A 13,758-nucleotide genomic window follows, 5' to 3' on the forward strand; every position below is an offset into this window, starting at 1 on the left:
TCGACCGGAACGTGAATGCCAAGCCATTGCGCGCTAGGATGAACGACATGTCGATCAAACGGCTGTTGGCGGTCTTCTCCATACTGGCCCTGTCGCCCGGCTGCGAAACACGGGCGGAACGCGAGGCGGCGTTCGACAATCAGCTTCGCGCGATGGCGGGCGCGCCGGAGGCCGGGCTGCTGAACAACATGGGCCGAATCCCCGACAATACCTACCAGCTCGAGGACGGAAGCAAGATCCTGCAATGGCGGTGGGATACGTCGTACATCGATCCGGGGATGCCGCCGATGTACACGCGCTTCGGCGGCTGGGGGTGGGGCTGGGGCGGTGGCTGGTGGGTCCCGATGGGCGGGTTTCCGCCGACCCTGGTGCGCCAGAGCTGCATCGTCGAATGGACGATGGTGGCGGGCACGGCGCAGGGATATCGCTGGCAGGGCGCGGGCTGCCAGAAGGTGACGCCATGAATAAGCCGGCCGGTCACCTCCAGATGGGGGTCGCCGACCGGCTCATCGAGGGCCGTCCTTACCAGTAGGTCGGGACGCCGTAGTACTTGTCGACCTGGCGGCCGTAGTCCGGCGTCCAGCTGAAATTCTCCGCATCGTCGTAGGTCGGAGCGCCTTCCAGGATCTTCTTGTCGAGGGCCACGACATAGCCGCCCTGGCGCTCGTCGTACTTCAGCGTCGACCACGGCAGCGGATGATGCTTCTCGCCAATGCCGAGGAAGCCGCCGAACGACATGACGGCGTAGATGGCGCGGCCGCTCACCTTGTCGATCATGATGTCCTCGACGGTGCCGAGCTTGTCGCCCTGCAGATTGTAGACGTCGGTTCCGGTGACGCGCTCGGCGGCGATCAGGTTTCTCGGCGTCAAGGTAAGGTCGGTCATCGCTCTCTCCTGTTCGATGGTTGGGGTGCCTGAGGAACGCGGGCTTACCCAGCCAGTTGCCGGAGGTCGCAAAGACTTCACATTCCGGAACGCCTCATTCCGCCGACTTGCGCAACCTTTCGCCGACGGCGGCGACCATCGCCTCGTAGGAGGAGAGGTCCCGGGCAGTGCCGGCGCGGGGCAGCGCGCTGTAGCGCTGGCGGCCGAAGTCGGTCAGGCGCGCAACGCCGGCCTCGATCTCGACCAGCGACAGGGCTTTCAGGCGCATGAGGTCGCGCGGTGCCAGGTCCTTCAGCGGGGATATGCCGAGCGCGACACGGCGTAGCGTCACTTCCTCGTTGGGACTGAGTGGAGCATCCAGGCTGCGTGACATCGTCTTCCCCGTACACAACTAGAGGCCCATCCTGCCTGCTGGGCAAGCGCAACTGGCCGCATCTCCGGTGCGGTTTCTCCTTGGGAGGTTAACTAGCGGACGGAAGCGGCGATGGCATGACGCCGCCTGTGACATTGCTGCGACCGGAAGGGCGCTTTTCCACCGCCCCTCGTCGTCGCTGTCGCTGCCGGGCGTCAGGCCCGTGCGTGGGCGTGGAAGACCTTGCTGTCGATGCGCCAATCGCCGTCGCGCCGGACCATCACGAAGAAATCCGTGTAGCGCGTGCCGCGCCAGTCGAGCGCTTCGAGCCGCGCCATCGCCGCACCTCCGGCCGGCTCGATCGACACGACGCGCGCCTGCAGCCCGGGCGCGGGACCGCCGCGTGTGACGGCATCGCAGAATTCGCCGAGGCTCCAGGTCACAGGCTTGCCGCCGTAGCTGCCGCTCACGCGGGCGCCCTCCGCGAAGGCCGAGCGCAGCAGGGCGATGTCGCCCGTCCGCGCGCCGTCGATGTAGCGCTGCAGCGTCTCCGCGATGGCGCCGGGCACGGCAAAGCTCTCGATCTCGTCGTTCAAGGTCATGTCTGCCTCCTCTGAATGGCGGCTACAATCCAGCAAACCGGGCGGGCATGTCCTTGCGTTCATGCCTCGGATGGCGGCATTCAATGGCATGGTATTGCTCGAATCAGGGCCGAGGAGGCGATAGGTGCCAAACGACGATCTCGACGCTATCGACCGGCGAATCCTCGCGGTGCTGCAGGCCGACGGCCGTCTCAGCAACGTCGACCTCGCCGAGAAGGTCGGCCTGTCGCCGTCACCGTGTCTGCGCCGGGTCAACCGACTGGAGCGCGAGGGCTATGTCGAAGGCTATCGCGCGGTGCTGGGCCGCAAGCGCATCGGGCTCGGCCTCACCGTGTTCGTCGGCGTGAAGATCGAGGGCCATGCCGACGATCGCGCCACGACCTTCGAGCAGGAGGTCGTCGCCTGCCCGGAGGTCGTCGCCTGCCACATGGTGGCGGGCGATGCCGACTATCTGCTCGAAGTCACGGTGCCCGACCTCGACGCCTACCAGCGCTTCCTCGTCGGAAAGCTGCTCAACCTGCCGCTGGTCCGCGAGGTGAAGAGCACCATCGCGATCCAGACGTTGAAGGCAGGGGCCGTCCTGCCGCTGGGGCATCTGGCGCCGTAGAGTTTCTTTCGCCTCGTCCGTACCCATCTACCTCACCCTGAGGAGGCCGCATCGCGGCCGTCTCGAAGGGTGGGCTGCAGGCGTGGTGCTCGTGCCCATGCTTCGAGACGCGCTCCGCTGGAGCGCTCCTCAGCATGAGGTGGAAGGTGAGTCTCGGCGCGTCGTTACTCTGCGGCGCGCACACCCTGCGTAGCGGGCGCGATGCCCTTCATCGTGCCGCCGTAGCGGTCGGTGAAGGCGGTCGTGTCGATCTCCTCCAGCTCGACCTCGCGGTTGAGCACGCGCTCCTTCCACTTCAGCAGTTCGGGGTGCGCGCCCTGGAACTCGGGCATGACTTCCTTCGCGAACAGCTCGAGCGATTCGCAGATATCCTCGTGGCGGTTCTTGCCGGCCTGGTTCAGCAGCACGACCTGGTCGATGTTCGAGGCCTGGAACTTCTTCAGCTTGCGGCGGATGGTTTCCGGTGAGCCGATCAGGCCGCCGCGCAGCGCCGCGGCATGCTGCTCCGGATTGGCCTTCTTCCACTTCTGGTATTCGTCCCACATGTTGACCGTGCCGGCGGCCGGCCGGCGCCGGTCGGCCGACTGGCCGTAGAAGCGCAGCGCGAACTGGAAGAACGTGTCGCCGTCGGCGCGCTCGCGCGCCTCCTCGTCGGTCTTGGCACACATGAAGAAGCTGACCAGCGCGATGTTGGGATTGCTCCTGTAGTCGGCGAGCTTCTTCTGCCGCTTCACGAAGGCGTTGTAGTAGGCGTGCACCCAGGCGTGCGCGGCATCGGCCGAGACGAACTGGAAGCCCAGCGCGCCCATGCCCCATTCGCCGGCCTTGGTCAGCGTCTGCAGCTGCGAGCAGGCGACCCAGAGCGGCGGGTGCGGCTTCTGCAAGGGCTTCGGCACGACCATGCGCAGCGGGATGTTCCAGACCTTGCCCGCGTGCTCGCTGGGCCCGTCCTTGAACATCGGCATGATGGCGCGGACCGCTTCCTCGAAGATCTCGCGCTTGTTCTCCATGGTGACGCCGAACGGCTCGAGCTCGGTGATCGAGGCGCTCTCGCCCATGCCGAACTCGCAGCGCCCGTTCGACAGCAGGTCGAGCGTCGCCACGCGCTCGGCGACGCGCGTCGGATGGTTGGTCGTCAGCTGGAAGATGCCGTGCCCCAGCCGGATGTTCCTGGTCCGCTGGCTCGCCGCCGCGAGGAAGGACTCAGGCGAGGGCGAGTGGGAATATTCTTCCAGGAAGTGATGCTCGACCTGCCACGCATGGTCGTAGCCCAGCCGGTCCGCCAGCTCGACCTGGTCGAGCGCGTTCTGATAGAGCCGATGCTCGTCTCCCGGCGCCCACGGACGGGGCAGTTGCAGCTCGTAGAAGATGCCGAATTTCATGTCGTTCCTCCTTGGACGGGAGCATGACGTGGATTTGCGCTGGCGCAAATGGGCTGCAGCCGATCAATGAACTGGGGGACGGAGGCGCAGGGGTACAATATCTAGCGCCAGCGGTATTATAATACCCCTTCAAAATCAGCGAATTTCTATTTCGTCTGAATCGTTTATTGCGTTTGTTTCGTTTATTCGCCGGAACGCCGACTTTCCGACGGCCTGCTGATCGACATCCGGCCTGGGTGATATCATACCACATCAACCCACTATGGCGCAGCTTCTGGGCGCCCCCCGCAATTTCAGCAGTGTGATGATCTATCGCTTGCACCTGTGATAGCGAGTGATATCATGCGGATATGGCGCAACTCCTGGTCCGAGACCTCCCTGAAGCCCTCGTGCTGGCGCTCAAGGAACGTGCCGCCGCCAACGGCCGCAGCGCCGAGGCCGAGCACCGCCTGATCCTGGAAGAAGCCCTGAGAAGCGGCCGCAACGAGTTCCGCAAGCGCGCTGCGCGCCTCCGCGCCGGAACTGTCGGCAGGATACAGGGCGAGTCGGCCGATCTCATCCGCGAGGATCGCGACTCCCGATGACCATCGTCGTCGACGCCTCGATCGCACTGAAGTGGGTGCTTGAGGAGCCGGGGAGCGACGCCGCCGAAGAGCTGCTGGAGAGGGATCTCGCGGCTCCCTCGCTCTGGTTGCTGGAGGCCGGGAACGCCCTATGGCGCCGCACGGTCCGCGGAGAGTTGACGCAAGCGGAAGCCGGGGAGCGGCTGGCCGAGCTCACGAAAGCGCCGGTTGCGAGCGTGCCGCTGGAGCACGACCTTCCGGAGGCGATGCGCCTGGCGCTCCAACTCAACCACCCGGTCTACGACTGCCTCTACCTGGCGCTCGCGAAGCGCCTCGGGACCTACGTCGTCACCGCCGACGCCCGATTCTGTCAGGCGGTGGCGAGCCATGGGACGCATATCGGGCACATTCGGGTTTTGTCGCCGAAGATTCGAGGCCCAGGCCCACGCATGTAGCGGACCATTAGGGCTGTCCCGCGTCCAGCGTGTCAGTGCACGCGTTACATCAGTTCGTAATATGCCAGTGCGCCTTGGCGAGATCGATTAATTCAACGCGAGTGTACTGGTGGACCTTGCCATTGTTGTCACGAGGATAGCGGAACTTCTGTCCATTAGGGTCGATGTCGTGAATATGCTTCACAAGTTGACCGCAATAGTTCGTCCAACTGTCTGCTGAAGAAATGCCGACACCAGAATCTACAGCGACATAGGCGAGCTTCCACAAGCCTAACAGATCGTGTCGCCGCGAAGTATCCGCCTCGATGCCTGTCGCTTCGCTGTACCGAGCAATGACTTCCTTAAGGTGAAGTTCGACAGAGTGTCGGGCAAGGCTGAATGCAGGCATCAACAAGTAGTCGCGGTTTGGCCACCATCGAATAAGAGGTATGACTATTTCCTCGAAAGCGTTTCGGTATCCGTAAGCATAGAAGGCGGTTGTCTGCGTCCATGAAGCGGGAGGGCGCTCATGGCGAAGGAACGGTCGAAATTTGGGAGAGACAAGATCGAAGTCTTTCTCTTCGAGTAACGAAAAGAAATCAGTGGTCACTTCTGCTTATCCGTCGACAGCCACTAGTGCCTGGCGGCGACTCTGTCCTCACTCCGCCGCCGCTTTCATCGCCTCCGGGTTGCGCCACTGGTGGAGCAGGTCGGCTTCCTTCTTCTTGGCCTTTTCCAGATGCGCGTCCTTCACGTGGCCGTAGCCGCGGATGTCGTCGGGGATGCTCGCGAGCTTGATGGCGAGCGCGTGGTTCTGGGCTGACAGGCCGGCCAGCAGTTCGGCGACCAGCGCCTCGTAGTCGGCGATCAGGCGGCGTTCGGTCTTGCGTTCCTCGGTGTAGCCGAACACGTCGAACCTGGTGCCGCGCAGGCCCTTGAGCTTGGCCAGCATCCGGAAGGCCGGGAGCATCCAGGCGCCGAACTCCTGCTTGATGAGCTGGCCGGTCTGCGGGTCGCGGCTGGAGAAGAGCGGCGGGGCGAGGTGGAACTTGAGCTTGTAGTCGCCCTCGAACTGCCGGCTGAGGCCGGCCTGGAAGGCGGCTTCGGTGTAGAGGCGGGCCACCTCGTACTCGTCCTTGTAGGACAGGAGCTTCGAGTAATAGAGCGCGACGGCTTCCGCGAGGCCCGTCTGGCCGATCTTCGTCTCGGCGGCGCACACCTTGTCGACCAGCGCCTTGTAGCGCTGGGCCAGCGCCGCGTTCTGGTAGCCGGTCAGGTGCTTCGTGCGGGAGGCCACGATCTCGTCGAGCGTCTTGGGCTGCGTGCGCGTGAAGGCGACGACGTTGGCCTTGGTCGGCTTGGGCGCGACCAGCTTCTCGACGGCGGCGCGGTCGGCGGCGGCGCGGCGGCCCCAGCGGAAGGCGGCGAGGTTCATCGGCACCGCGGCGCCGTTCAGCTCGATGGCGCGCTCGATCGTTTCGTGCGCGAGCGGGATCAGGCCCTTCTGGTAGGCGTAGCCCAGCACGAACATGTTGGTGGCGATCGAATCGCCCATCAGCGCCGTGGCGATGCCCGTGGCGTCGAGGAACTCGACCGCATCGGCGCCGGCCGCAGCCTCGACCGAGAGCTTCAGCGTGTTGGCCGGGAAGGCGAGGTCGGGATGGCGGGTGAACTCGCCGGTGATGGTCTCGTGCGTGTTGACGACGGCATGCGAGACACCGGGCTCGAGGCTCGCCAGCGCGCTGGGGCTGGCGCTGACGACCAGGTCGCAGCCCAGCAGCACGTTGGCGCCGCCGGCGGCCAGGCGCACGGCGTGCAGCGCCTCGGGGGTCGCGCCGATGCGGACATGGCTGATCACCGCGCCGCCCTTCTGCGCCATGCCGAGCTGGTCGAGCACGGTCGCGCCCTTGCCCTCGATATGGGCGGCCATGCCCATGATGGCGCCGATGGTGACGACGCCGGTGCCGCCGATGCCGGTGATGAGGACGCCGTAAGGCTTGTCCTCGACCGACGGGAGAATCGGGGCGGCAGGCAGTTCCGGCTCCTGCGCCGCGACGCCTTCAACCTTCTTCGCGGTCACCGCCTTGCCCTTCTTCAGCGTGCCGCCCTCGACACTCACGAAGGAGGGGCAGAAGCCGTTCAGGCAGGAAAAGTCCTTGTTGCAGGAGGACTGGTCGATGGCGCGCTTGCGGCCGAACTCGGTCTCGACCGGCACGACGGAGAGGCAGTTCGACTTTACGGAGCAGTCGCCGCAGCCCTCGCACACCGCCTCGTTGATGAAGACGCGCTTGTTGGGATCGGGGAAGGTTCCGCGCTTCCGGCGGCGGCGCTTCTCCGCGGCGCAGGTCTGGTCGTAGATCAGGACCGAGACGCCCTTGACCTCGCGCAGCTCGCGCTGGACCTCGTCGAGCTGGTCGCGGTGATGGAAGGTGACGCCCGGCGCCCATTCGGTGCCGAGCGGGTACTTGTCCGGCTCGTCGCTCACCAGGGCGATGCGGCGCACGCCCTCGGCGTGGACCTGCTGGCTGATCGTCCAGGGATGGACGTTGCCGTCGTGCGGCTGGCCGCCGGTCATGGCCACTGCGTCGTTGTAGAGGATCTTGTAGGTGATGGTGGTGTTGGTCGCGACGGCGTGCCGGATCGCGAGATAGCCCGAATGGAAATAGGTGCCGTCGCCCAGGTTCTGGAAGACGTGCGGCATGTCGGTGAAGTGGCTGGCGCCGACCCACGGCACGCCCTCGGCGCCCATGTGGGTGAAGGTCCTGGTGTTGCGCTCCATGCCGATGGCCAGCGTATGGCAGCCGATGCCGGCCATCGCCATCGAGCCGTCGGGCACTTTGGTCGACGTGTTGTGCGGGCAGCCGGAGCAGAAATAGGGGACGCGGGCGAGGCCCGCCTCGTTGCGCACCTGGCGGCCGGCGCGGCGCTTCAGCGCCTGGAAACGCTCCTTCGTGCGGCTGCTGAAGGCGTCGAGGCCGAAGCGGGCGACGATGGCCGAGGCGATCTCGAAGGGTGTCAGCTCGCCGTCGGTCTTGAGCAGCATCTGGCCGCGCTCGTCGGTCTTGCCGACCACGACGGGGCGGCGGTCGGCGGGGGCGTTGAACAGCGCGTCCTTGAGCTGCTGCTCGATCAGGTTGCGCTTCTCCTCGATCACGAGGATCTCGCGCTTGCCCGCGGCGAAGGCGGTGGCGCCCTCGGTCTCCAGCGGCCAGACCATGCCGACCTTGTAGATCGCGAGGCCGAGGCGCTCGGCCTCTTCGTCGCCGACGCCCAGCTCATCCAGCGCCTGGCGCACGTCGAGATAGGACTTGCCGACCGTGACGATGCCGAAGCGGGCGTCGGGCCGGCCGAGCATCAGTCGGTCGAGCTTGTTGGCGCGCCAGTAGGCCAAGGCGGCGGGCTGCTTGATGGTGACGACGCGGCGCTCCTGGCCCAGCCAGTCGTCGGGCCAGCGGATGTGCACGCCGTCGGGCGGCAGGACAAAATCGGTGGGGGTGTGGATCTCGACCCGGTGCGGGTCGACGTAGACCGAGGCCGAGCTGTCGACCGTCTCGCTCAGGACCTTGAAGGCGACCCACAGGCCCGAATAGCGCGACATCGCGAAGGCATGCAGCCCCCAGTCGAGATATTCCTGGACGCCGGCCGGGTGGAGGACCGGCATGCCGGCCGACATGAAGGCAGGCTCGCTCTGGTGGGCGACGGTCGAGGATTTCGCCATGTGGTCGTCGCCGGCGAGGGCTACGACGCCGCCGTGCTTGGAGGTGCCGGCATAGTTGGCGTGCTTGAAGACGTCGCCGGAGCGGTCGACGCCCGGGCCCTTGCCGTACCACATGCCGAACACGCCATCGTAACGCGCGCCGGGGTAGAGGTGGATCTGCTGGGTGCCCCACAGGGCGGTGGCGGCCAGGTCCTCGTTGGTACCGGGCTGGAACTCGATATGGCTCTTCTTGATGAACTTCTTGGCCTGCCACAGGGCCTGGTCGAAACCGCCCAGAGGGGAGCCGCGATAGCCGGAGATGTAGCCGCCGGTATTCAACCCGGCCGCGAGGTCGCGCTGGCGCTGCATCATGGGGAGGCGCACCAGCGCCTGCGTCCCGGTCAGATACACGCGTCCGCGTTCGAGAACGTACTTGTCGTCCAGGGTCACCGCGAGGGACATGGCAACCTCCCTGACATTTCAACATGGGGACGGTAGCGACGTTTGCACGTGTCGGGCAATGCGGAAGGCGATCGGGTCCGAAAAACGACGGTTTACGTCAGGGCGACCGGGCGGCAACCCCTCGCCGTTTCACGGTGTCACCTTCGAATGAAATGTTGTAAGCGTCCGCCGCCATGACTTCAGTCCTCGTTACAGGTGTCGCCGGGTTCGTCGGCTCCCACGTCGCCCGCGCCCTGCTGGCGCGGGGCGAATCGGTCGTCGGGATCGACAATTTCAGCGACTACTACGATCCGGTCCTGAAGTTCGCGCGGGTCAAGCCGCTGCGCGAGACGGCCGGCTTCACCTTCATCGAGGGCGACATCTCCGATCGCGGGACGATGCTGGGCCTGGCCGACCGTCCCGGCGGCCTCGACCGGATCGTCCACCTGGCCGCCCAGCCGGGCATCCGCCATTCCAAGACCGACCCTTATATCTACGTGCAGACCAACGTGATGGGGCATCTCGTCCTGCTGGAGCTGGCGCGCCGGCTCGGGCCGCAGCTCCGGCACCTGGTCTATGCCTCGTCCTCGTCGGTCTATGGCGGCAACGACAAGATCCCCTTTGCCGTCGAGGACCGGGTCGACCATCCGGTGTCGCTGTACGCCGCCACCAAGCGGTCCGGCGAGCTGATGACCGAGACCTACGTGCACCAGTACGGGCTCAAGGCGACCGGCCTGCGCTACTTCACGGTCTACGGGCCCTGGGGGCGGCCCGACATGTCGCCCTACATCTTTGCCCGCGCGATCCACGAAGGCCGCACGATCCCGCTCTACCACCACGGCAAGCTGAAGCGCGACTTCACCTACGTCGACGACATCGTGGCCGGCACCCTGGCGGCGCTCGACCGGCCGCCGGAGACGGCCGGGCACCGGCTCTACAATCTCGGCGGCTCGCGCAGCGAGGAGATCCTCGACGTCATCGCCCTGTTCGAGAAGGCGCTGGGCCGGAAGGCCGTCATCGAGCTGAAGCCCGGCGAGCCCGGCGACATGCAGGAAACCGCCGCCGACATCGACAGCACGACCCGCGACTTCGGCTGGACCCCCAAGGTGACCGTCGAGCAGGGCATCCCGCTCTTCGTCGACTGGTTCAAGGAATACAATCGGCTCTGAGCCGAGCGTAGCTCGGCTCCCTGAGCATCATCTGACCACTTTGCCGTCGTCTCGACCGGAGCATCGCGTAGCGAGGCGGAGTGGAGAGACCTTCTCTCCACCAATAGCCGATCAATCGTAGAGAGAAGGTCTCTCCACTCCGCGCTGCGCGCTCCGGTCGAGACGACGGGTGTTGGGGCATATGCGATTGCCCCAATCTGAAAGGGGGCGTTTGGAGGAGCCTTGAAAGCAAGATGACGGGCAGGTTCATCCTCACCGGGGCGCCGGGGGCGGGGAAGACGGCGGTGGTGCGGCAGCTCGAGCTGGAAGACTTTGCCGTGGTCGAGGAGGCGGCGACCGACGTCATCGCCCTCGAACAGGCAAAGGGCGTTACCGAGCCCTGGACCGATCCGGGCTTCATCGACCGGATCGTGGCGCTGCAGCGGCAGAGACGGCTCGCAACGACGGGTGATATCCAGTTCCACGACCGGTCCGCCTTCTGCACCGAGGCGCTGGCCACGTTCCTCGGGCATCCGCTCTCCGGCCTGCTGCGTACTGAAATCGAGGATCTGAAAGGTTCGGGCTTCTACCAGCGTCGCGTCTTCTTCGTGCGGCTGATGGGCTTCATCGAGCCGACGGCGGCGCGCCGGATCGGGCTGGAGGATGCAAGGCGCTTCGAGGCGGTGCATGAGCGCGTCTACCGCGCGCACGGCTTCGAGTTGGTGCCCGTGGAGCCGGGAAGCGTGGTAGATCGGGCGGGCCGGATCAGGCACTCCCTCTAGGCACGCTGCAGGTCGCGCCCCATATCGGAAAGCGACGCAAGGAGTTAGTCGATGAACGTAGTGTTGGGCGATCTGCCGACCTGGAACTTGGCCGACCTTTATTCCAGCCCCTCGGGAACGGATCTCGACGCCGACCTGAAGCGCGCCGCGGCCGAGGCGGAGGCCTTCGCCAAGGACTATGAGGGCAAGATCGTCGGACTCGACGGCAGGGCGCTGGGCGGCGCGATCGTCCGCCTCGAGGCGATGAGCGACCTGCTGGGCCGCATCGGCTCCTATGCCCAGCTCTATTCGGCGCAGGACCAGTCCGACCCCGAGCGCAACCGCTTCGCGCAGGACATTTCCGAGAAGCTGAACGACATCGGCTCGAAGCTCCTGTTCTTCCGGCTGGAGATCAACAAGATCGAGGATGCCGATCTCGCGGAGAAGCTGAAGGCGCCGGAACTCGCGAAGTATGCGCCGTGGCTGCGCGACGCGCGCCTGTTCCGGCCGCACCAGCTCTCCGACGAGCTGGAGAAGTTCCAGCACGACCAGTCGGTGGTGGGCAGCAGCGCCTGGTCGCGCCTGTTCGACGAGACGATCGCGCGGCTGCGCTATCCGTTCGGCAACGAGATGCTGAGCGAGCCGCAGATCCTCGACAAGCTCTCAAACAAGGACGCCACGGTGCGCAAGGAAGCCGCCAAGTCGTTCGGCAAGGTGCAGGGCGACAACATCGCCGTCTTCTCGCTGATCACCAACACGCTGATCAAGGACAAGGAGATCGACGATCGCTGGCGCAAGTACGCCCGCCCGCAATCGTTCCGCAACCTGGCCAACGTGGTCGAGGATGAAGTCGTCGACGCGCTCGCGGCCTCGGTGAAGGCGGCCTATCCGAAGCTCTCGCATCGCTACTACAAGCTCAAGGCCAGGTGGTTCGGCGTCGAGACCATGCCCTACTGGGACCGCAACGCGCCGCTGCCCGAGCATGACGACCGCACGATCCCCTGGCCCGAGGCCGAGAAGATCGTGCTCGATGCCTACAACGCCTTCTCGCCCGAGCTGGCCGCTGTCGGCCGCAAATTCTTCGGCACCGGCTGGATCGACGCACCGGCGCGGCCGGGCAAGTCGCCGGGCGCCTTCGCCCATCCGACCGTGCCGTCGGCGCATCCCTATCTGCTGCTGAACTACCAGGGGAAGGTGCGGGACGTCATGACGCTCGCGCATGAGCTGGGCCATGGCGTGCACCAGGTGCTGGCGGCCCGGCAGGGCCCGCTGATGGCCGACACGCCGCTGACGCTCGCCGAAACCGCTTCGGTGTTCGGCGAGATGCTGACCTTCCAGTCGCTGCTCAGGACGGCGCCCGACAAGGCGACGCGCAAGGCGATGCTGGCCGGCAAGGTCGAGGACATGCTGAACACCGTGGTGCGCCAGATCGCGTTCTACGATTTCGAGTCGCGCATCCACATGGCGCGGCGCGAGGGCGAGCTGACGCCCGACGCGATCGGCGAGATCTGGATGGCGGTGCAGAAGGAGAGCCTCGGTTCGGCCTTCACCTTCGACGACGAGTACAAATACTACTGGTCCTATATCGGCCACTTCATCCATTCGCCGTTCTACGTCTACGCCTACGCGTTCGGCGACTGCCTGGTGAACTCGCTCTATGCCGCCTACCAGGCGAAGCCCGACGGCTTCCAGGAGAAGTATCTCGACATGCTGCGCTCGGGCGGCGTGAAGCGTCACAAGGAACTGCTGGCACCGTTCGGCCTCGACGCCTCCGATCCGGCCTTCTGGGACAAGGGCCTCGACGTGATCTCGGGCTTCATCGATGAACTCGAGAAGCTGTAGCGACGAATGTTGACAATCCTGAGCGGTCGCAGGCAGATTCATCAGTGGGTGGATACGACCCGCTGCTTGCGCCCCAGGGTATGGTGAACGTATCGCGGCCTTCAGAGGCATCCCTTTGCCACGGCAAACGGATCAGTAACGCAAGCGACTGATTTTTCCGTTGTGCCGATGCAGAGGATTGAACGATGCGCGACTATCGTGATGCAAAAGCCATGGCACAGACGCTGCGCCAGGCCCTCAAGGAACGATCGACTTCACTGACCCACAGCGAATGCCTGGAGCTGATTGCCAGGATATTCGGTGTTGCCGACTGGAACACGCTGTCGGCCAGGATCGGTGCGGCACCGCCGGCATCGCCTGCGGAAGCGCCGGCGGTCAGGATGCCCGTCCTGCCGCTCCGCGATCTGGTGCTCTTTCCCGACATGACGACACCGATCTACGCCATGCGCCTGAAGTCGGTGGCGGCGATCGGACAGGCGATGGCCGGCGACAAGGAGATTTTTTTCGTCACACAACGTCGTGTCGCCGACGATGATCCCGCGACGGACGACCTCTACAGCTTAGGTGTCGTCGGGAGATTGATCGACATCGTGAAAATGCCCGACGGTTCGATCAAGGCGATGGTGCAGGGCCTGCGGCGGGCTCGCGCCACCCGCATCGATGCGGGCCATGCGTGCCTGGTCGCGGAGCTTGCGCCGGTCGAGCGCGAAGGAGCGGCCAGGGAGGAGGCGGCGACGGTCTCGCGCGAACTGCTGCAGCGCTTCGCGGCCCACGCCAACATTGACCTGGCGTCGCCGCCGCAGGCGCTGGTGCAATTGCCGCATCTACAGGATCCTGGACGTATCGCAGATGCCATCGCCCAGTATCTGTCGCTCAGCATCGAGCAGCGACAGCAGGTCCTGGAGGCCACCGACGTCGTCGACCGGATGCGGATGATTCTGGCCCTGATGTCGCGGGACCAGCGGGCGGCCTGACCGTCGAGGTGGCAACCGCACCCGATCGACCCTATATCGGTCGGGATGCGGGATGAAAACTTCATAGCCC

General features: G+C 65.4%; 14 protein-coding genes. 8 read left to right on the top strand and 6 right to left on the bottom strand.

Annotation, left to right across the window (positions count from 1 at the left end):
- Window positions 1-47 precede the first annotated feature (47 nt).
- Complete coding sequence (locus tag EPO41_RS06600) at window positions 48-464, top strand: hypothetical protein (protein WP_296322158.1); 417 nt, start codon at window positions 48-50, stop codon at window positions 462-464.
- 58 nt (window positions 465-522) lie between these two features.
- Here the strand turns inward: EPO41_RS06600 and EPO41_RS06605 are convergent, their stop codons facing one another.
- From EPO41_RS06605 to EPO41_RS06615, 3 genes are all read right to left on the bottom strand, one after another.
- A complete protein-coding gene (locus EPO41_RS06605) occupies window positions 523-885 on the bottom strand; it encodes a PRC-barrel domain-containing protein (protein WP_296322161.1) in 363 nt (120 codons plus the stop codon).
- A gap of 94 nt (window positions 886-979) precedes the next feature.
- Entirely contained in the window at window positions 980-1,258 is a 279-nt protein-coding gene (locus tag EPO41_RS06610; protein ID WP_296322164.1) for a hypothetical protein, read from the bottom strand.
- Between the two features lie 194 nt (window positions 1,259-1,452).
- Window positions 1,453-1,839, bottom strand: a complete 387-nt coding sequence (locus EPO41_RS06615) for a nuclear transport factor 2 family protein (protein WP_296322166.1) — start codon at window positions 1,837-1,839, stop codon at window positions 1,453-1,455.
- 124 nt (window positions 1,840-1,963) lie between these two features.
- Here EPO41_RS06615 and EPO41_RS06620 point away from each other — a divergent pair, with 124 nt between their 5' ends.
- The gene (locus tag EPO41_RS06620; protein ID WP_296322168.1) at window positions 1,964-2,446 is read left to right on the top strand and encodes an Lrp/AsnC family transcriptional regulator; all 483 of its coding nucleotides are present in this window, start codon (window positions 1,964-1,966) and stop codon (window positions 2,444-2,446) included.
- Between the two features lie 164 nt (window positions 2,447-2,610).
- Here the strand turns inward: EPO41_RS06620 and EPO41_RS06625 are convergent, their stop codons facing one another.
- Complete coding sequence (locus EPO41_RS06625; RefSeq protein ID WP_296322170.1) at window positions 2,611-3,828, bottom strand: LLM class flavin-dependent oxidoreductase; 1,218 nt, start codon at window positions 3,826-3,828, stop codon at window positions 2,611-2,613.
- A 350-nt stretch (window positions 3,829-4,178) separates the two neighbouring features.
- Between EPO41_RS06625 and EPO41_RS06630 the strand changes: the two genes are divergently transcribed.
- Both EPO41_RS06630 and EPO41_RS06635 read left to right on the top strand, forming a co-directional pair.
- Window positions 4,179-4,412, top strand: coding sequence for a hypothetical protein (locus EPO41_RS06630; RefSeq protein WP_296322176.1), 234 nt, complete (start codon window positions 4,179-4,181; stop codon window positions 4,410-4,412).
- The gene (locus EPO41_RS06635) at window positions 4,409-4,846 is read left to right on the top strand and encodes a type II toxin-antitoxin system VapC family toxin (protein ID WP_296322179.1); all 438 of its coding nucleotides are present in this window, start codon (window positions 4,409-4,411) and stop codon (window positions 4,844-4,846) included. The genes EPO41_RS06630 and EPO41_RS06635 overlap by 4 nt, the downstream gene beginning before the upstream one ends.
- 49 nt (window positions 4,847-4,895) lie before the next feature.
- Here the strand turns inward: EPO41_RS06635 and EPO41_RS06640 are convergent, their stop codons facing one another.
- Both EPO41_RS06640 and EPO41_RS06645 read right to left on the bottom strand, forming a co-directional pair.
- Window positions 4,896-5,435 carry a hypothetical protein gene (locus EPO41_RS06640; protein WP_296322184.1) on the bottom strand — a complete coding sequence of 180 codons (540 nt, stop codon included), beginning with the start codon at window positions 5,433-5,435 and terminating at the stop codon, window positions 4,896-4,898.
- 48 nt (window positions 5,436-5,483) lie between these two features.
- Window positions 5,484-8,984 carry an indolepyruvate ferredoxin oxidoreductase family protein gene (locus EPO41_RS06645; protein ID WP_296322186.1) on the bottom strand — a complete coding sequence of 1,167 codons (3,501 nt, stop codon included), beginning with the start codon at window positions 8,982-8,984 and terminating at the stop codon, window positions 5,484-5,486.
- A gap of 173 nt (window positions 8,985-9,157) precedes the next feature.
- Here EPO41_RS06645 and EPO41_RS06650 point away from each other — a divergent pair, with 173 nt between their 5' ends.
- The 4 genes from EPO41_RS06650 (at window position 9,158) to EPO41_RS06665 (ending at window position 13,688) form a co-directional block, all read left to right on the top strand.
- Window positions 9,158-10,132 carry an NAD-dependent epimerase/dehydratase family protein gene (locus tag EPO41_RS06650; protein WP_296322189.1) on the top strand — a complete coding sequence of 325 codons (975 nt, stop codon included), beginning with the start codon at window positions 9,158-9,160 and terminating at the stop codon, window positions 10,130-10,132.
- 233 nt (window positions 10,133-10,365) lie between these two features.
- Window positions 10,366-10,893 carry an AAA family ATPase gene (locus EPO41_RS06655; RefSeq protein WP_296322191.1) on the top strand — a complete coding sequence of 176 codons (528 nt, stop codon included), beginning with the start codon at window positions 10,366-10,368 and terminating at the stop codon, window positions 10,891-10,893.
- 51 nt (window positions 10,894-10,944) lie between these two features.
- A complete protein-coding gene (locus EPO41_RS06660) occupies window positions 10,945-12,714 on the top strand; it encodes a M3 family oligoendopeptidase (RefSeq protein WP_296322194.1) in 1,770 nt (589 codons plus the stop codon).
- A gap of 185 nt (window positions 12,715-12,899) precedes the next feature.
- Window positions 12,900-13,688, top strand: a complete 789-nt coding sequence (locus tag EPO41_RS06665; RefSeq protein WP_296322197.1) for an LON peptidase substrate-binding domain-containing protein — start codon at window positions 12,900-12,902, stop codon at window positions 13,686-13,688.
- The last annotated feature ends 70 nt before the right edge of the window (window positions 13,689-13,758 follow it).

Origin of the sequence: Reyranella sp. (assembly GCF_004297265.1) — a bacterium.
Lineage (GTDB): Bacteria > Pseudomonadota > Alphaproteobacteria > Reyranellales > Reyranellaceae > Reyranella.